General features: G+C 38.8%; 15 protein-coding genes. 8 read left to right on the top strand and 7 right to left on the bottom strand.

Annotated features, from left to right (window positions below; all coding sequences use genetic code 11):
* Window positions 1-2 precede the first annotated feature (2 nt).
* Both MOMA_RS06985 and MOMA_RS06980 read left to right on the top strand, forming a co-directional pair.
* Window positions 3-614, top strand: a complete 612-nt coding sequence (locus tag MOMA_RS06985; RefSeq protein ID WP_009501820.1) for a hypothetical protein — start codon at window positions 3-5, stop codon at window positions 612-614.
* Window positions 614-1,552 carry a portal protein gene (locus MOMA_RS06980; RefSeq protein ID WP_009501818.1) on the top strand — a complete coding sequence of 313 codons (939 nt, stop codon included), beginning with the start codon at window positions 614-616 and terminating at the stop codon, window positions 1,550-1,552. Before MOMA_RS06985 ends, MOMA_RS06980 begins: the two co-directional genes overlap by 1 nt.
* Here the strand turns inward: MOMA_RS06980 and MOMA_RS06975 are convergent.
* The 3 genes from MOMA_RS06975 to MOMA_RS06965 all read right to left on the bottom strand — a co-directional run bounded on the left by MOMA_RS06975 (window position 1,483) and on the right by MOMA_RS06965 (window position 4,060).
* Entirely contained in the window at window positions 1,483-2,004 is a 522-nt protein-coding gene (locus tag MOMA_RS06975) for a glycine zipper 2TM domain-containing protein (protein WP_009501817.1), read from the bottom strand. The two genes, MOMA_RS06980 and MOMA_RS06975, sit on opposite strands and share 70 nt — an antisense overlap.
* A gap of 75 nt (window positions 2,005-2,079) precedes the next feature.
* A complete protein-coding gene (locus MOMA_RS06970) occupies window positions 2,080-2,922 on the bottom strand; it encodes an ABC transporter substrate-binding protein (RefSeq protein ID WP_009501816.1) in 843 nt (280 codons plus the stop codon).
* 124 nt (window positions 2,923-3,046) lie between these two features.
* Window positions 3,047-4,060 carry an RluA family pseudouridine synthase gene (locus tag MOMA_RS06965; RefSeq protein WP_009501815.1) on the bottom strand — a complete coding sequence of 338 codons (1,014 nt, stop codon included), beginning with the start codon at window positions 4,058-4,060 and terminating at the stop codon, window positions 3,047-3,049.
* Window positions 4,061-4,215: 155 nt separating this feature from the next.
* On the opposite strand from MOMA_RS06965, the gene MOMA_RS06960 reads away from it, so the two are divergent.
* On the top strand, window positions 4,216-5,289 hold the full coding sequence (locus MOMA_RS06960; RefSeq protein ID WP_009501814.1) for an outer membrane protein assembly factor BamD: 1,074 nt from the start codon (window positions 4,216-4,218) through the stop codon (window positions 5,287-5,289).
* A gap of 73 nt (window positions 5,290-5,362) precedes the next feature.
* Window positions 5,363-7,696 carry a DNA primase gene (locus MOMA_RS06955; RefSeq protein ID WP_009501813.1) on the top strand — a complete coding sequence of 778 codons (2,334 nt, stop codon included), beginning with the start codon at window positions 5,363-5,365 and terminating at the stop codon, window positions 7,694-7,696.
* Between the two features lie 44 nt (window positions 7,697-7,740).
* Here MOMA_RS06955 and MOMA_RS06950 read toward each other — a convergent pair whose 3' ends face one another.
* The 4 genes from MOMA_RS06950 to MOMA_RS06935 all read right to left on the bottom strand — a co-directional run bounded on the left by MOMA_RS06950 (window position 7,741) and on the right by MOMA_RS06935 (window position 12,551).
* The gene (locus tag MOMA_RS06950) at window positions 7,741-9,123 is read right to left on the bottom strand and encodes an ABC1 kinase family protein (RefSeq protein ID WP_009501812.1); all 1,383 of its coding nucleotides are present in this window, start codon (window positions 9,121-9,123) and stop codon (window positions 7,741-7,743) included.
* Between the two features lie 39 nt (window positions 9,124-9,162).
* Window positions 9,163-10,008, bottom strand: coding sequence for a HesA/MoeB/ThiF family protein (locus MOMA_RS06945; RefSeq protein ID WP_009501811.1), 846 nt, complete (start codon window positions 10,006-10,008; stop codon window positions 9,163-9,165).
* A gap of 109 nt (window positions 10,009-10,117) precedes the next feature.
* Entirely contained in the window at window positions 10,118-10,951 is an 834-nt protein-coding gene (gene prmC / locus MOMA_RS06940) for a peptide chain release factor N(5)-glutamine methyltransferase (RefSeq protein WP_009501810.1), read from the bottom strand.
* The gene (locus MOMA_RS06935) at window positions 10,941-12,551 is read right to left on the bottom strand and encodes an AmpG family muropeptide MFS transporter (protein WP_009501809.1); all 1,611 of its coding nucleotides are present in this window, start codon (window positions 12,549-12,551) and stop codon (window positions 10,941-10,943) included. Before MOMA_RS06935 ends, prmC begins: the two co-directional genes overlap by 11 nt.
* Before the next feature lie 272 nt (window positions 12,552-12,823).
* Between MOMA_RS06935 and MOMA_RS06925 the strand changes: the two genes are divergently transcribed.
* From MOMA_RS06925 to MOMA_RS06910, 4 genes are all read left to right on the top strand, one after another.
* Entirely contained in the window at window positions 12,824-13,213 is a 390-nt protein-coding gene (locus MOMA_RS06925) for a type II toxin-antitoxin system HicB family antitoxin (protein ID WP_009501807.1), read from the top strand.
* Between the two features lie 128 nt (window positions 13,214-13,341).
* Window positions 13,342-14,271, top strand: a complete 930-nt coding sequence (locus tag MOMA_RS06920) for a LysR substrate-binding domain-containing protein (RefSeq protein ID WP_009501806.1) — start codon at window positions 13,342-13,344, stop codon at window positions 14,269-14,271.
* Between the two features lie 50 nt (window positions 14,272-14,321).
* A complete protein-coding gene (thiE, locus tag MOMA_RS06915) occupies window positions 14,322-14,972 on the top strand; it encodes a thiamine phosphate synthase (protein ID WP_009501805.1) in 651 nt (216 codons plus the stop codon).
* 143 nt (window positions 14,973-15,115) lie between these two features.
* Window positions 15,116-18,076: an ImpA family metalloprotease gene (locus MOMA_RS06910; RefSeq protein WP_009501804.1), complete on the top strand. Its 2,961-nt coding sequence runs from the start codon at window positions 15,116-15,118 to the stop codon at window positions 18,074-18,076.
* Window positions 18,077-18,088: the final 12 nt, after the last annotated feature.

The following is an 18,088-nucleotide window of genomic DNA, read 5'->3' as shown; positions in this document are numbered from 1 at the left end:
AAATGATTAGAGTATCTGAGTTATTAGATTTATTAGCCAGTGGTGAGTTATCTAACTTGGCTTTGGTGGATAACTATAAGATTAAAGATAACAGACAAGAGATAGTATTACGCTCTATCAATGCTGGTTTGACTGATTTGTTTACTAGGTTTGTATTAAAGAAAAAGAAGTTAGAGACTGACCCTAAGTTAAATAAGATAGCCATATTGACAGATGACTTTGTTGAGATTTTATATTTAAAACAAGGAGAAGAAATACTAAAGCCTTATGAAGATTATCAGCTTATCTCAGTCAATGAAGTGATACTCACCAATCCAAGAATAATGCAAATACCCATTACAGTAGAGTATCAAGCCAAGCACAGAACACTTACTCAAAAGGATATTGATAAAGATGCCAATATTCAATTGCCACTAAGTTATGTTAATGCCTTGGTTTATTTTATTGCTTCTCGTTTATTTACTTCTATCGTTAATCAATTAGATGGAGATGTGAATGAAAGTGCTAGGTATATGCAAAAGTATCAAGCGGAAATACAAATGCTAACAAACCAAGGCATAGATGTGGATAGCTCTTATAATCATGACTGGTTTAACCAAAGAGGATTTATTTAATGAAACTAGATGACTTAAACAAACTATCTGACAATCAATTATCTCAGATGGATTTTAAAAAGATGTCAGAAGAAGATGATGAGAAAAAGTCTAAACTCACTCACTGGAAAAAAGAGCCTACTCTTAATGAACTAAAAAGAGATTTTCAAAATACACAAAGCAGTCATAGCAGTTTTGTGGCTGATTTGGATAGATGGATTGGTTTGTATAATGCCCCTAAGTTTGGGGATAAAAAACATAAAGGCAGTCGTGTTGTACCTAAGCTGGTTAGAAAACAAGCTGAATGGAGATGTCCCAGTTTATCTGAACCATTTTTATCCACCACTCAATTGTTTGAAGTTAAGCCATTAACTTTTGATGATGTAGAAAGAGCCAAGCAAAATGCTTTGATATTAAACATGCAGTTTAATACTCAGCTTAATCGTGTTTCTTTGGTGGATAAGATTGTACGCTCTGTGGTGAAACATGGCACTGCTATTGTCAGATTGGGTTGGGAATATCAAGAAGATGAAGTAGAAGAGAATATAGAACAGTTTGAATATACCCCTGTTGCCATGCCACAAATGCCAGAGATACCACCAGAGCAAATGCCACCAGAGATGGCAGAGCAAATGGCACAGATGGAGCAGAACAATCCTGCTACCCAATTACAACAGCAATATGAGCAATTGGCACAGTTAAGACAGTTAGAGCCAGATAGCATTTCACGGATATTGATATCAATTTATTCAATACACAAAAAAGGTTCAAACTTGACAATCCAACAGCGAACCAATCTCGCTGACGTGAATTATTTAGATTTGAACCTAAATACAAGCTTGTGGATTATGTTGAAAATAATAGCCACACTGTTTGGTATTTTTAAGTATTATAACGAATCTATACCACTACCAATGCCCCAAGATTGTGTGCGACCACCTAATTCTTGGTATTCATAATCCACAACCAACCCTGTGCGCGTGTCAATATCTACGATTAACAGTTGCTCAATTTTGCGTGCATTGACGGCATTATCACCAATTGCACTGCCTGCCAACGCACCTGTTGCAGTTGCAAGATCTTTACCTCTACCGCCACCAAATTGATGACCGATGACACCACCTAAAATCGCACCACCCGCTCCTGCCAATGCTTTTTGTACTTGTGAGTTGTTGTCGTATTTAAAGGTTAAACGTTTGATGCCAGTTCTGCTGTTGAATTTGGTATCAACAGGTTCACCAAAAGCAGCACGCACTTGTGCTTCGTTGGTTTTATGACGTGCAATGGTGCTGCTGACTTGTTGCACACTCATTTGTGTGCCGTGCGTGGTGCTAAAACAACCGGTTAAAGTAAGGGCGGTTGTCATTGTGGCAATGATGATGGCTTGTTTTTTCATAGCTTGTTTTTTCATAAAATATTCCTTTAAGTTGACGATGATTAATTAAGCCAATTATTAAATTATTTTGCTTAAATCATTTTGCTTAAATTATTTATCAATATATTTTGCGACGATTTTGTCAATTGTACCGTCTTTTTGTAGTTTTGCAATACCACTGTTTAGCTTGTTTAACAAATCAGTATTGTCTTTTTTGGTAACCATAACAAGATAAGCAGACTTTTCATCTGGGGTTTCAAAGGTTTCTATGACAAGGTTTTGTTTTGGGTAATCGTGTTGGTATTGTTTTAGATTAAGGTAATCATGCACCATCACATCAAGATCGCCTTGAGCCATTGCATTAAGGTTATCAAAACTTTTGGTGCTAACTTGTAGTTTAATATTTGGCACGGTAGATAGTGTTTTTTCGTGTTTTGAGCCTTTTAACACACCAACTTTTAGCCCTGATAAATCGGATAATTTTTTAGGTTTGTTGGTAAGTTTTTTGCTGTTGTAGGTAAATGAAGCAGGATTAAAAAAGTAGCCGTTGCTAAGTCCATACTTGCCTGCACGTTCAGCTGTCCACGAAATACCAGATAAAGCAATGTCGTATTTACCAAGTTCTACATTGGTAAACAGATTTTCCCATTTTTCAGGAACAGGCACAACATTAAACCCCTCAAGCTCGCCAACAGCACGGATAATATCAAGATCAATGCCTGTTAAGTTGCCTTTTGCATCGTTAAAGGTGAGTGGCACGCCCTTGCCTGTCATCGCAACTTTTAGCGTAGGTATGGAATCTGATGTGGGTGGTGCTTGAGTGGTACTGGCTTTTTCGGCGGTATCTTCTGTACTGGGTTTAGGTTTTTGAGTGAGTTGAGTGTCGGTAGCGTTGTTGCAACCTGTTAATCCAAATGCAAAAAACAAACTGATAAAAATAACGCATTGTTTCATAAAAATACCCTTTATTTATTGATTTTAGCTATTAACTATATACTAACTATAATTATACTAACTTATAACGTTGGTAATATAATTGTTGGTTATTGGCTTAAACCTTAACCTAATTATAACATATTTATACAATACGTAAAGTTTTAATTAAAAGTTGTAAATCATCAGGCATTGGTGCTTGAAACAACCTACTTTCACCAGTTTTTGGGTGGATAAAGCCCAGTTCATAAGCGTGTAAGGCTTGGCGGTTGAACGCATTTAATTGGATTTTTTCGTCATCGGTTAACTGTTTTGCCAACATTGCCATACGCCGATCCGAACCGTAAACCGGATCACCAACCAACGCAAAACCAAGGTTAGAAAAGTGTACTCGGATCTGATGCGTCCGCCCTGTTTCTAAACGAATACTCACAAGCGATACCCCATCACAAATTTGCTCTATTTTATCCAAATGGGTGATTGCAGGCTTGCCAGTTGCTATAACCGCCATTTTGGTGCGCACTACTGGGTGTCTGGCAATAGATCCTGTTATGGTGCGATGTTTGGCAAGTTCACTGTGTGTTGCCAGCACAAGGGCTTGATAATGACGATATACGGATTTGTTTTTTAATTGATTGATCAAATGTAATTGAGACTTGTGATCTTTGGCAATGACCATAAGCCCTGTTGTGTCCTTGTCAATGCGATGCACAAGTCCTGCACGTGGCAATAAACGGCTGTTTGGATAATGATATAACAACGCATTTACCAGTGTCCCCGTCCAATTGCCAGCACCGGCATGCACCACCATGCCTGCAGGTTTATTAATCACCAGTACGCTGTCATCTTCATAAATAACATGAAGATCAATGTTTTCGGGAAGATCGGCTTGTTGTTTGATAAAAACCGCTTTTAATTGCAATGTATCACCCAGTTTTAGCCGATATTTTGGTTTTTGAGGAAGACCATTAACCGTAAGCTCGCCTGCATCCAACCAGGTTTTTATCTGCTCGCGTGAATAATCATGAAATGCCAAAGCTGCAATTTTATCAATGCGTTCACCAATTTCATGCTCTTTTGGCTGATAATTTTCACAAATGGTCGTTGAATTTGGTTTGTCAAAATCTGTAAAATTTTGGGCGTTAATCATCTCTTGCATGGACTTTTTCCAAAAGCGGTTAAAAATAGATTTAAAAGTATACCGTATCATGATAAACTTATGCCAATTTTTTTATCTATAAATAATTTATCTATAAATAATTTTTACAAAACTTTTGTAAATAAAACTTTGTAAAAAATAAAAACGAGGTTTTTATGCAAGTTATGCAAGATTCCAGTGCTAATTTTGGTTTAACTAATTTTGGCTTAAAATTGACAAGTGCGTCGCTATTAGCCCTGTTGGTTATCGGACTTACAGGTTGCCAAAGTTTAAAATCCAATCCGCTGTTTGGCAATAAAGACGACATTGCTGCCACAAAAGTGCAACAAAGCGAACAGGCTTATTACCAAGAAGCCAAAGCCAACCTAAATAAAGGCAACTATAGCAAAGCCATTGCCAATTTAAACGATTTACGCACCTATTATCCTGTTGGTGCGTATAGCGAACAAGCACTGCTTGATTTGATGTACGCTTATTTTCAACATGGTGATTATCAAGATGCAGTAACAAGTGCCAAAAAATTTATTGAGCTTTATCCAACCAACCCACAAATTTCTTATGCATACTATGTGCGTGGCGTTGCCAATATGCACACCGCCAGTGATAATATCATGAAATACACCAAACTAAACCCTGCACACCGTGATGTGGGTTATTATCGTTTGGCGTTTAATGATTTTCAAGAGCTTGTCAGCAAATACCCAAACAGTGCATATGCCCCTGATAGTGCACTTCGTATGCGTTATTTATACAATCAATTTGCCGAAAATGAAATGGAAGCTGCACGTTGGTATATCAAGCGTAAAGCCTACTTGGCATCTGCCAACCGTGCCAAATGGGTTTTTCAATATTACCCACAAAGTTTGTCCACCCCTGAAGCCATTGCTACTTTAGCCTACAGTTATGAAAAACTTGGTCTAATTGACACCGCCAATCAATACAAACAGTTGCTAAAACTCAACTATCCGGATTTATTGGCAGCTGACGGTTCGGTACGTCTTGAAAACACGCACACAGCTCGCAACTGGCTCAATAAAGCCACGCTTGGATTATTAGGGACAAGTTCTGATAGCGTTGCAATCAATCAAGACACAATCCAAGACAACAACCAAATTGGCAACACGCAAACTGACAATATGCAAGATGTAACAAATTTACACCTTGCACCAGAAACATCAAAAACACAAGAAACACAAGATTTACCAACAAAGTTACCAACAACAAACTAAACACTTGTACTTTAGTCGTGTTATGTAGATACCAAACTAACACGACTTATTCATATACATTTTTAAGTTTTCCATGAACGATCAGCACATTATTGAACAGATTCTACAACAAGCGGATATTGTCAAAATCATTGGCAAACACGTAGAACTCAAAAGATCTGGCAATGAGTTTAAAGGCTGTTGTCCATTTCATGGCGAAAAAACCGCATCGTTTTTTGTTAATCCACAAAAAAATCTGTATAACTGCTTTGGTTGTGGTGCAAAAGGCAATGCTTTAACTTTTTTAAAAGAATATGAAAACCTAAGTGCAGGCGAAGCATTAAAAGAGTTGTCCAAACAAACAGGCATTGAATTGCCCAAACAATCCTTGCCAAAAAACCAAACCTATCAACGCAAGCAAGCCAAACCAAAACCAATTCATCAGACAGATTTAAATACCGAACAAAATTCCAATTTTACGACAATTAATCCTGATGTCATTGACAATGACAGCATTGGCAAAACAAGCATTGGCAAAACAGTTACCAACAACACCGATACCGCCAATTTAACCGATTCGACTCATCTAAATTGGCATGACGATTTTTACAATCAAGCCTATCACCCAGATTTTTACCAACAAAGTGCTTACCAACAAAGCACTGTTGATTATCAATATGAAGCTGAAATTGCACAACAAGCAGACGGTTCAAGCAGTTTATACGATTTATTAAGCCATGTGGCTGTATTTTACCAACAACAGTTGACAACAAACCCGGTTGCCAAGGCTTACTTAAAACAACGCGGTTTAACTGATGAAACCATTGCTGTGTTTGGTTTGGGTTATGCACCAAGCGGTTGGCAACATTTGGAGCAGGCTTTTCCAAGAGATATAGACGGGCTTAAGATTTTAGGCCTTGTGCGAACCTCACAAAAAGGCCATGATTTTGATTTATTGCGCGATCGGATAATTTTTCCCATTCGCGACAATCAAGGGCGTGTGGTTGGTTTTGCAGGACGTGCATTGACAGACGATGTGATGCCAAAATACATAAATTCAAGCGACTCGCCTGTATTTCACAAACAACAAGTTTTATACGGATTGTACGAAGGACGCCTTGCCAAAGCCCAACATTGGCTTTTGGTGGAGGGTTATATGGACGTGATTAGTTTATACCAAGCAGGCGTGTATGGTGCGGTAGCAAGCATGGGAACGGCAATTGCAACCGCTCAAATTGAAAAACTACTACAATTAAACCCTGTGTTAACCTTAAGTTTTGATGGTGATAGTGCAGGGCAAAAAGCCGCTTGGCGTGCGATGGAAATGGGTTTACCGGTGTTAAATGACGGCCGTGAATTGCGTTTTTTGACCTTACCCAACAATCACGATCCGGACAGTTTTGTCAAAGCGTATGGTAAATTGGCAATGGAGAGTCAAATTGCCAATGCGATTGCACTGTCGCAATATGTCTTTTCGGTATTAAGCCTGCGTTATGACACCGAACGCCCAGAAGAGCGCGCCAAATTACTCAAAGACGTGGGTATTTTAACCCAAAAATTGCCAAAAGGCAGTTATGGTTGGCTGTTGCGTGAAGAAATGCGCAGTCGTTTAGGACTTGGTAAACGCAAAAACCGCCAAAACACTCAAGACATGGTGTTAAACTTTAACAGCGAGCTAACCAAAGAGCGGTTGTTACAATTGTGTTTTTTATATCAACCGAGCATTCTTGGCAATAAAATTAACCAAAAAACCAATCATTTTTTTGTGGAACATCTTCTTGAAATGTCAGGGGCAAATCGAGCCAAATTTTTTCACCTAAAACTTGCCAAACAAGACTTAATGCCAATTTATGATGTGTATAATGAGCATTATCAGCCCACCGATGACGAACAAAAATCAGAGCACGCTCGATTGTCGCGGGTTTTACAAGCAGAACAAGCCCTCCAATCTCGCACCGAACAACATTTACAGCAATATCCGATTGAACCAATTGGTTGGCAACAAGTTGTGGATAAAGCGACGTATTGTTTGATCGATCACATTCAAAGCATTCAAAAGCCACTGGATCAGTTAGAAATACAGATAACGCAACACGTTTATGACAATGCCAGGCTTGGTGATTTTAAGGTTAGTGATTTTGATGTTATCAATGCCAAGGCCCATTTTATTTTGGCAGGCTTGCCAATTGCATTACGCCAAAGTTTGGTTGTGCATTGGGTGGATTTTTTTACCAATTTATGCAGGCGAAATGTTACCGATATTAGTGATTTAATTACCGAACTTATGTTGGTTAATATCAAAAATACCCTAGAAAAACAACGCGATGCCGAAAAAAATTTGATTAATAAAAATTATTACAACAAAAAAGCAACCGATTTTGTTGCTTGGTATCAGCAGTGGCTACAACAAAAAGACGATGAATGTTAAAATGTTAAGCGTAAATTTACGCTTTTGTCCGTTACGATTTTTGTTTATGCTTTTTGTTTAAGCATTTTGATATTTTCATCACAAAACAAGGTCATATCAGGAGTCAGTGCTTTCATAAAACGGTCAAAATACAACAATTGTTTGGTTAATAAGGCAAAATCTCGCGGAAAGTGAATGCCGTGGCGTTTGCCAACTTCAATCACCTGTAGTAAGATTTGGTTAATTTCATCAGCGTGGTTTTTAAGTTTGGTAGGATCGGTTTTATCAATGGTCTTGCCAATGAATAGCCTATCTTCAGCCAAAATTGTTGTTACAACCGTGCGTAAATCGTTTGCCAAGTCGTCCACTTGTGCAAGATCTGCTTTATTGGTCATATCCATGTCAATCATATGACAAGCCATGCTGTGATAATCTTCTTTGGCAAAACTATCCAGCATTAACACACAAGCCTGCCACGCTTTGGGCTTTAGCTTACCAACTATGCCAAAATCCAAAAAACCAATCCGCCCATCAGCGAGCAACATTAAATTACCTGCATGCAAATCAGCATGAAAAGTGTTGCACATCATCAGACTGTCAAACCAAGTGTTAAGCGTATTTGCCATAACCTTATCAGGGCGTTGACAATGGTGCATGGTTTTCCTATCTGCAGTTGCCCTATCACCGTTTAGCCAATCAAGCATAGAAATCCCAAAAAACCGCTCCATCACCAACACTTTTTTTGTGCTTAACGCGTGATAAACTTTAGGAACGGCCACTTTTTGATTGGCGGATCTTGTTAAAAAATCTTGAAAATCGTCAATATTGTTGGCTTCTTGTAAAAAATCGGTTTCTGCACTCATTCTTAGCCGAATTTCATCAATGATCGGTGAAATACTGGCAAATTTCAATGATGGTGCAAGCAGATCCATAACCTTTGTCAAACCATACAACATGGTTAAGTCTGTGTCAATAATAACAGCAACATTTGGTTTTTGTACTTTTAATACCACATTGTCGCCATTTTTTAGCACGGCTGCGTGAACTTGTGCAATGGAGGCAGATGCCAGTGGTTTTGGATCAATACTGGCAAAAATATCGTTTAAGGTTTTGCCATCTTTTTGTAATTCATTCTGTAGCACTTCTTCAATATAGTCATATGACATCGGCGTGGTTTTATCAAGACACCCTTGAAAAACCTCCACATAATCACGCGGAAAAATAGACGGTGTGCTTGCAATAAATTGACCGATTTTGATGTACGTTGTGCCAAGTTGTTCAAAACTTTGTTTAAGCACACTTGGTGAAATTTTTTCACCTTGAGCAATACGCAGGCTTGTTTTGCCTGCAACATGAACCGTTTGCCCCACTCGCCAAATCATGTTTAACGGTTTTTTCAATACAGATTTTTTAAATACAGCAGATTTTTTAAATACAGATTGCGTCATTTTTACAATTGCCTTTTACACTTATTGTCAAACATTTTGCTACCAAGCCATCTTACTACAAACTGGGCAATGTTCATCTTTTTTATATTTAAGTTTTCGTAAAGAAATAGTTTGCCCTTGCCAAAGCAATAAGGTTTGAGCAAGGCTATTTTTACCAAGCCCCAAAAACGTCAAGGCCACTTGAGCCTGCAAATTCCCCATAATCTGCGTGGTACTGGCAAGCACGCCACTGGTTACACAGTTTTGTGTGCAGTTTTGTGTATTGGTATCGGTTTTTGTAGCAGACAAACTTGCAGCAAACAAACAATGATAACACCCCATGTCAAGATACGCTTCAAACAAAGCCAATTGTCCCACTTGAGCAATTGCCGATGCTGACAACAGTGGCAACTTTAATCCAACTGCAATTTGGTTGATATGATCGCGAGCGGTAAAATTGTCTGTACAATCACAAATTAAATACCGGTTGGTTGAATTTTTGCTTTGTAAATGAAAAAAATCAATTTGTTGATACGTGTCCAATGTAAGTCTGGTTTGATAGGCAAAAATTTGACAAAAATCATTAATTTGTTGTAATTTTTGCTGTGCAACCCAAGCTTTAGACTGTCCAACATCGCTTGGAGTAAATAACGATTGGCGTTGTAAATTGCTTTCGTCGATACAGTCATCGTCTACAATATATACCATGCCTGCCCCTGCTCTTACCAAAGTTTCTGCCAATGGACAACCAAGCCCGCCTGCACCAACAATCAGCACGCAGGCATTTTTTAGGCGCACTTGAGCATCAATATCCCAACCATCTAACAAAATCTGACGAGCATAACGGAGCATTTCTTTATCGGATAACGCGGTATCAGATGCATTTAAATCGGTAGTTTCATTCATAATTTTTATTCATAATTAATTTTATTCATAATTAATTGACACCAGTTCCACAAAAAAATCAGTACAAAAAAACCAGTTTAACAAAAAACAAACATTAAGCAAAATCAACTTATGCCAACCTTCCTAAGGTAATCCGATCATTTAACCCATAATCTTGTACGGTTTTAATGCCACAAAAGTTGTTTTGCTGAAAAATTTGTTGTACCTGTTTGCCTTGATTATAACCATGTTCAATTGCAAGTAGCCCTTGATCATGCAAGTAAAATTTTGCTTGATTGACAATGGTTTCAATATCCGCCAAGCCCTGATTGTCTGCAACCAAAGCCCTGATTGGTTCGGCGGTTAAATCTTGTAAATGTTCATCATTGGGATCGATATACGGAGGGTTTGCAACAATGACATCAAATTTTTGTTCTTGTAATGCACAAAACCAATCACTTGTTACAAAAGTAATGTTGTTTGTGCCAATGTTTTTGGCGTTTTTTTTAGCAATGTGTAAGGCTTGATCCGAAAAATCCACCGCCACCACTTGCCAATTTGGCAATTCACTTGCCAAACTAATGCCAATACAACCTGTGCCTGTACCCAAATCCAACAGTTTCAATGGCGTATTGTCTTTATCAGTCGTGTATGTTTTAGTGTATGTTTTGATAAAATTTAATACCGTTTGTACTAAAATTTCAGTATCAGGACGCGGAATGAGCGTATGAGCATTGACCAAAAAATCATGCTTCCAAAACCCTTGATAACCCACAATATAAGCCAGCGGTTTGCCATTTTTTAACGCATTTAGCCCATCTTGATAATTTTGTAATTCAACATCGGTTAAGCAATAATCATCATGACTGATTAAAAACGTACGATCTTTTTGCAAAACGTGCATTAATAATTGGCGGTTAAGGTGATGATCGAAGTTGTTTTTTAATAAGGTTTTAATTTGCATGTTGGTTGTTTTCTGTTTGGTTTTTTGTTGCGTTAAGTGTTTTGGTTGTATCAGGTTCAAACATGACTTTTTTGTCCACCAAATAGATCAGCAATAAAATTGGCAAACCTATCAGTGTGGTAAAAGTAAAAAACCACGCATAGCCTTTTGCATCAACAATCATGCCTGAATAACCGCCCAAAACCTTAGGAATTAAGGTCATAAGCGAGCTAAAAATTGCATATTGTACCGCGGTAAAACGAATGTTGGTCAAAGCCGACAAAAAGGCAATAAAAACCGCCCCTGCCAAACCCGATGCCAAATTATCCACCGCCACCGCCGTATACATGAGCCAAATGTCATGCCCACGCAATGCCAATGCCACAAACATAAGGTTGGTAAAGCATGCAAGCACACCGCCTATCATCATAGCCTGCATAATGCGAAACCGCTGTGCAACCGCACCGCCAACAAAACCGCCAACAATCACCATAATAACTCCGAAGGTTTTTACCGCCTTGGCAATATCACTTTTGCTAAAGCCCATATCTTCATAAAATACATTGGAAATCACGCCTGCAACAATGTCTGAAATACGATATAAACCAATTAACAGTAACAACAAAAACGCCTTTTTACCGTAGCGTTTAAAAAAATCCACAACCGGATCAATCCATGTTGCAATTGCAATTTGTTTTTTAACCAAGCCAAAATTAACAAGCCCTGTGCCAATTGTTAAAGCCACACCAAGCGAGACAAGCAGTTGCACACTTTCTAATAAAAACCCACCGAATGCATCACCAGGTTTTGGTAATTTGCCAAATCCGATAAAACTTAACACAAAACCTATCACAGACAGCACAAAAACCGCCACCAAACGCAAATAATCACCGGATTGTTGTACACTTTTGCTTTTGTGAATGTTTGAGGGGCTTGGTTCATAAATCAGCAAGGTTGTAACCATACCCATACCCATCACGCCTGCCATGATAAAATAGGTATGTTGCCACGCTTGATACACATAAAAACCTTTCACCGAACCAAAAAGCTCCGCCAAAAATAACGCCCCTGCCCCTGCCACTATCATACCCATGCGATAGCCTGCATTATACGTTGCGGACAAAACCGTTTGCATAGACACATCTGCCAATTCAATGCGATACGCATCAATGACAATGTCTTGAGTTGCCGATGAAAAACCAAGCAATACCGCCCCCGTTGCCATAATCACCAAGGATTGACTGGCAGGATTTGTGTTTGCCATGATTAAAATTGCTGCAATAATCAAGGCTTGGGCGGTTAATAGCCACGCACGGCGCTTGCCTAACTTTTGGGTTAAAACTGGCACAGGAATGCTGTCAATCAGTGGTGCCCAGATAAACTTGAATGAATAACCCAAAGCCGCCCAACTAAACATGGTTACCGTACTGCGATTAACCCCAGCTTCGCGAAGCCACAACGACAAACTTGAAAAAATCAATAAAATCGGTATGCCTGCAAAAAATCCAAGCAACAGCATAATCAATGCACGTTTATCTTTATAAGCATACAGGGTATCACCCCACGCTTTTTTTGGTTTTGTTAAAGTTGTTTTGTGGTTGTTAGTGGTCATGACAAACATTTGGCTTAATACTTAAAGTTTGTTAGTATAATGGATTTTTTTGTACAACAAAATCAAAAATATGCCAAATCATGCATTTTGGCTCTTTTTTTTGCAAATTTTTGCAAAAAGTTTGCAAATAGATGTAAAATTATACGAATATTACACGAAGTTTTAACCCAAAAACGTACAAAAAGCGACAAATTTATCGCCAAGTTGTGCTATACTTAACCAATTAGATTTTTTTGTAATTGCTAACGCAAAAAAGCACTTAACTTAAAGGAATAGCAAGAATGCAATATCCAATTGCGATTTTTTATAAAGACAAAAATTATCATGTAACCGTGCCCGATATTCCAGATTTGAATATCACAGGTGAAAATATGGCTGATGCTGTGTCAAACGCCCGCATGATGGTGATTGGGCATTTGCACCAACTGATTGAAAATGATAAAAAAATTCCAAATCCTACGCCGATCTCTGATCATTTAAAAAAACCTGAGTATTTAGGCTATACGTGGGCAATTGTCAGTGTGGAATTGGCAAGAATTATGGGTGAAAGCATTGAATTAAATCTACAAATATCGGTAAAATTATTTAAACAACTTACCCAAAAATACCCTGATGTCTCCATGGAGCATATTGTCATCACCGCCTTAAAACAGCAGTTACAAAATCAATAAACAGTACCAATAACAGTACCAATAAACTTAATCAACTTAGTACTTAATCAACTTAGTAATACAATCGCAATATCAACAATCGTAATCTCAAAATTTAGCCAATTGTTTAAAAAAGGACAGCAAAACTTATGGCGGTCAATATTGTCATCAATCAGCGACATTTACAAATCCAATTAAAACAACTGGAAACCGTATGGCAAACGGTGATTAACAATTATAATTTAAGTCAATCCGCCAAAGTTTTGCACACCAGTCAATCAAGCCTAAGCAAACACATTGCAAGCCTTGAAAATCAGCTTCGTGCCGATGTGTTTGTTCGTCAAGGCAAACGCTTGGTTGGTTTAACACCGATTGGCAAACAACTGCTACCACACATTGAAAAGATTTTTGTGGAAATTCGCACCATTGAAAATTTAACCCTTGATTTTCAAAACCCAACCAAAGGTGAATTGTCTGTTGCCACTACCCACACACAAGCCCGTTATGTGTTGCCGTGGGTGATAAAGCGCTTTAAACAAAAATTTCCCAATGTGCGTTTGGTGTTAAACCAAGCCGATCCTGAGTCTATTGCCAATATGGTCGCCCAAGGACAAGCGGATATTGGCATTGCAACTGAATCACTGTTGGCAAAAGACAATCTGCACTGTATTCGCTATTATGATTGGTATCATCATATTATCGTGCCAGTTGGACATGAATTGGCAAATTTGCAGTTGATTGATGATTTGTCTGTTATCAAAGATTATCCGATCGTTACGTATCACGGCGGTTTTACTGGGCGTGGGGCTATTGATAAAGTGTTCGCCCAGTCTAAAATTGAGCCAAATATCGTCTTAACTGCCTTGGATGCCGATGTGATTAGCACTTATGTAGGACTTGGTATGGGTATAGGCACCATTGCACAAATGGCATTTGAGGGTGAACATTATCGCAATTTGGTAAAAATTCCAACCGAAATATTTGGCAAACACGTCAGTTGGATTGCTGTGCGTGCTGATGGTGAAGTGCGCAGTTTTACCAAAGCATTTATCGCAATTTGCCAAGAACAGTTTGGTTAACCAATTCATAAAACAAAATTAAAAAACAAAATTAAACAAAAGAGAACAGCATGCCAATTCTTAACACCCCTTATCAATTGTATTTGGTAACCGATACCTCTTGTTTGCCAAAACATACAACGCTCATTGATGCAGTAGAACAAGCGATTTTGGGCGGCGTTAGCATGGTGCAACTTCGAGAAAAAACCGCCACCACGCAAAGCTTTTATGAGCAAGCACTGGCAATAAAAAATCTTTGTCAAGCTAAAAACATACCACTATTGATCAACGATCGTTTGGATATTGCACTGGCAGTTGGTGCAGATGGGGTGCATTTGGGTCAATCGGATATGCCCTGTCATGTTGCAAGACGGATCTTAGGGGCGGATAAAATCATTGGCGTATCGGTAAAAAACGCATCAGAGGCCAAACAAGCCAAAACACAAGGGGCAAATTATCTGGGTGTTGGTGCCGTGTTTGAGACAACCACCAAAAGCCTTACCAAACCGCTTAAGATGGAAACGCTGGCTCAAATTGTGCATGAAGTGGATTTACCAATTGTATTGATCGGTGGTATTAATGAAACCAATTTATCCATGTTGCAGCACCAACTCAAAACGCACCAAATCAGTGTGGCAGGCGTGGCAATGGCATCGGCAATTTTGGCAAAATCCAACCCATTTGCCACTTGTCAACAACTAAAACAATTATTAGCCTTATAAACAAGCATTTTATCATTATTTTGCCAAAGGTTATCCGAAAAACCTTAATTAATTGCTCTTATGCGTTATAATAGTAACAATTTGTTATCATTTGCTAACTTTTTGGTAAATTTTGACAACAATTTAACTTTAACGAGGCAATTATGTTACAACTTTCTTTTTCGGCAATACTTTCTTTTTCGGCAATTAAACCACTGTCTAAGTTTAAACCACTGTCATTAGCCGTTATTAGCACGCTTTTGTTGAGTGCGTGTGGCGGTTCTGGCTCAAGCCAAGATTCTAGCCCTCAAACCAAAAACCAAAACAATCCCACGCCCGCCAATCAGATCGGATCGCAAGCTTCATCTAAGCACAATCCTGCCAACAATAACACCAGTAACAATAATATCAGCAACAGTAACACCACAAATACGCCTAAAAAAAACCAAAACAACCTTACCCCATCTGAAATACGCATTGCCAATGCTCAACAATCAGGCGACAGCAGTGATATCGTAGCAAATTGGGCAAGCGATGAACGCGTTTTACGACAACAGCTTATCCAAGCAATTAAAATACAGCAAAATCAGCTTGACAATCTTGTAAAATCCATCTTAACCGATAACGGCAAAACGTTAAATTTACAATTTCAAGGCATCAATGACAGCAACACTTTACAAGCAGCCGATCCGTTTGTTAGTCGCAATGTGTTAACCAGTGATAGCGGCGTGCCAATTAGCAGTTTGTCAATTAAAAATGATGCCCGTTTTTTGGGTTATAGCCTTGATATTTTAGCTAAAATTGACAAAAGCCACAAAGAACATGCACCCATATTAAAACGCGGTATTAATTGGCTAATTTCAGGCAATGCCAACACCGATTTAAAGCAAAAGCAAAAACTTACCATCGCCTATGCAGGCTATGATTCAAAAAAAATTAACAATTATTTTAAAACTACCTATAATATTACGCCAACTTTGCTAAGTTGTGATTTGTTTAAAGAAGATAGCCACTGTTGGCAACAAGCCGATCTGTTACTCATTGGCAGCAGTCATACCAAAGTTATGGATCAAATTTTGCTACAACGTTTGTTTGAACGCTATCAAACCGCCAAAAAACCACTGTTATATGTCAACGGCGGTTGGTGGTCAAACAACGACGGACGCGACAACTTTGTACGTCAATATGGCATTGATTTGCAAGGTTATGCAGGCAATTATTGGGCAAAAACCCAAAATTTGACTTCATCGGCAGCCAATCACTTAGACAATGTGCTAAAACATGGTGAAAAATTAGCCCCTTTGATGGATTTATTAACGCGTTTAGACAATGCACAGTTAAACAATTTTGACAAAAACAGTTACAATCAAGCCAAAAACAGCATTGATCAAGTGCAGCGTTTCTTTAATCAATACAATCAAACCGACAATTCAGTTTTTAGCCAAAACAGCCAAAACAGCCGTATCGGCAAAAATTTGGCATTGCTTGCAGATGGTTTTCGAAAAACTGCGGTATACGATGGTTTTGACACAAACAACGAAGCCTTATATCGTCGCACGCTTACCACTTTAATTGCAGATAAATGGGTGGATTATAAACGAAACATGAGTGTTGCACCAAGTGCAGGGGCGGGTGATTATATGCCAAAAACCGCCAATGATTTGGCAGTGTCTGATGACTGGGAAACCATGACCTTGACTTTAACTCAAGGCAGTGGCATTACTGCGATTGGACGGGCAATTATACCTGGTAAAACCGCCCAAATTCAAGTTGTTGATGCCAATGGTGCCAATTTAAACGTTCAAACCGGCTACTTACGCTCGGTGCAAGAACAAAACAGCAGCAAATACAGCCGCCCTGCAAAACCCAACAGCATTACCGTGCCAATTAGCACCAAAGCTAGCAATTTTAACAGCCCATTTGGTGGGGTGTTGATGTTAAATTATAACAATGCCAACGCAGGACAAACGGTAACCTTAAAATTAAAAGGTGTGGCAAAATACGCCCATTTTGACTTTACAAAACCGATGAATCAAGCCGAAATTGACGAAGCTTCACACGCATTACGCCAAAATTTATTTGGTTGGAGCACGGTTAAAATGATCGGCGGTGAAATTCAACAGCTTAACAGCAAAGCGTTAAAAGTTATGGGTAGTCGCACCCCGCAACAATACAACGAACAAATCAAAACGGTGATATTTGACAGCAATCACATTGCCAATGGCTACAACAACATGCCAATTGATGCCTCTACGCAAGCCTATTGCAATCAGCTTGGTTGGGATTGTACCAGCAACATTCACAATCCACCAAAAATTCAGCATATGGTAGGTTTTATTGCCCGTTGTGGCTATTTGTGTTCAGGGCAACCCATTGATGCTTATCCTGGGGTTGACACAGGTTGGGGTTGGGTGCATGAACTGGGGCATAACACTGTGCAACGCGTGTTGTCTATGACTTTTAAATCCAGTGAAACCGGCAAAACAATTGGTTGTGGTGTAGAATGCGACAACAACATTCTTGCAGGGTTAAGCATGTTGCGCAAAAACGAATTGTACAAACAAAACAATAATGGGGCTAATTTTGCCCATTGGATTTTGTTAAAACAAATTCAAGAAAGCAAAAACACAGGCAAAACAGGCGAGGCCTTGCGTAAAGATATGGAAAAACGCTTATGGTCTGGCGACGGCTATACCAATCCAAATGCCAAACAAGCGTTTACCATGCAACTTGCCATGTTGTATACCAAACACAAACAAAACAAAGCCTTACCTGACAGCCAAGGCGTTTTTGAATTTTTTCGCTTACTGAATACCGCCGATCGTTTGGTGAAACGCCTTGATATGAAAAAAGCAAGCGCGACAGAAAAAGCCAAATACGGACTTGGTGCATACAATGACAACCATTTTAACACGCCTGAATTGGTATACATGCTCTCTTCAAAAATCACAGGCAAAGATCTAAAAGATGTGTTTAATCTATACGGTTTGCCAATTTCTGACAAGGCCAAATCATCGGTTGCTATGTTAAACTTGCCTGTTGCTCCGCTGGATTTTTATGAGCAAACCAAAGATCGCAACAACTTTTTACACGAAGGAAAATGGATAAGTTTATCGTCTTTTTAACTCAATCTTTTT

The sequence above is a fragment of the Moraxella macacae 0408225 genome (genome assembly GCF_000320365.1).
Classification (GTDB): Bacteria; Pseudomonadota; Gammaproteobacteria; order Pseudomonadales; family Moraxellaceae; genus Faucicola; species Faucicola macacae.
Note: the sequence above shows the minus strand (reverse complement) of the source record. Positions and strands in the feature narration are given on the sequence as shown.

Coding starts and splice junctions, on each gene's coding strand:
- MOMA_RS06985 (WP_009501820.1), top strand. CDS start 3: ATGATTAGAGTATCTGAGTTATTAGATTTATTAGCCAGTGGTGAGTTA.
- MOMA_RS06980 (WP_009501818.1), top strand. CDS start 614: ATGAAACTAGATGACTTAAACAAACTATCTGACAATCAATTATCTCAG.
- MOMA_RS06975 (WP_009501817.1), bottom strand. CDS start 2,004: ATGAAAAAACAAGCTATGAAAAAACAAGCCATCATCATTGCCACAATG.
- MOMA_RS06970 (WP_009501816.1), bottom strand. CDS start 2,922: ATGAAACAATGCGTTATTTTTATCAGTTTGTTTTTTGCATTTGGATTA.
- MOMA_RS06965 (WP_009501815.1), bottom strand. CDS start 4,060: ATGCAAGAGATGATTAACGCCCAAAATTTTACAGATTTTGACAAACCA.
- MOMA_RS06960 (WP_009501814.1), top strand. CDS start 4,216: ATGCAAGTTATGCAAGATTCCAGTGCTAATTTTGGTTTAACTAATTTT.
- MOMA_RS06955 (WP_009501813.1), top strand. CDS start 5,363: ATGAACGATCAGCACATTATTGAACAGATTCTACAACAAGCGGATATT.
- MOMA_RS06950 (WP_009501812.1), bottom strand. CDS start 9,123: ATGACGCAATCTGTATTTAAAAAATCTGCTGTATTTAAAAAATCTGTA.
- MOMA_RS06945 (WP_009501811.1), bottom strand. CDS start 10,008: ATGAATGAAACTACCGATTTAAATGCATCTGATACCGCGTTATCCGAT.
- prmC (WP_009501810.1), bottom strand. CDS start 10,951: ATGCAAATTAAAACCTTATTAAAAAACAACTTCGATCATCACCTTAAC.
- MOMA_RS06935 (WP_009501809.1), bottom strand. CDS start 12,551: ATGTTTGTCATGACCACTAACAACCACAAAACAACTTTAACAAAACCA.
- MOMA_RS06925 (WP_009501807.1), top strand. CDS start 12,824: ATGCAATATCCAATTGCGATTTTTTATAAAGACAAAAATTATCATGTA.
- MOMA_RS06920 (WP_009501806.1), top strand. CDS start 13,342: ATGGCGGTCAATATTGTCATCAATCAGCGACATTTACAAATCCAATTA.
- thiE (WP_009501805.1), top strand. CDS start 14,322: ATGCCAATTCTTAACACCCCTTATCAATTGTATTTGGTAACCGATACC.
- MOMA_RS06910 (WP_009501804.1), top strand. CDS start 15,116: ATGTTACAACTTTCTTTTTCGGCAATACTTTCTTTTTCGGCAATTAAA.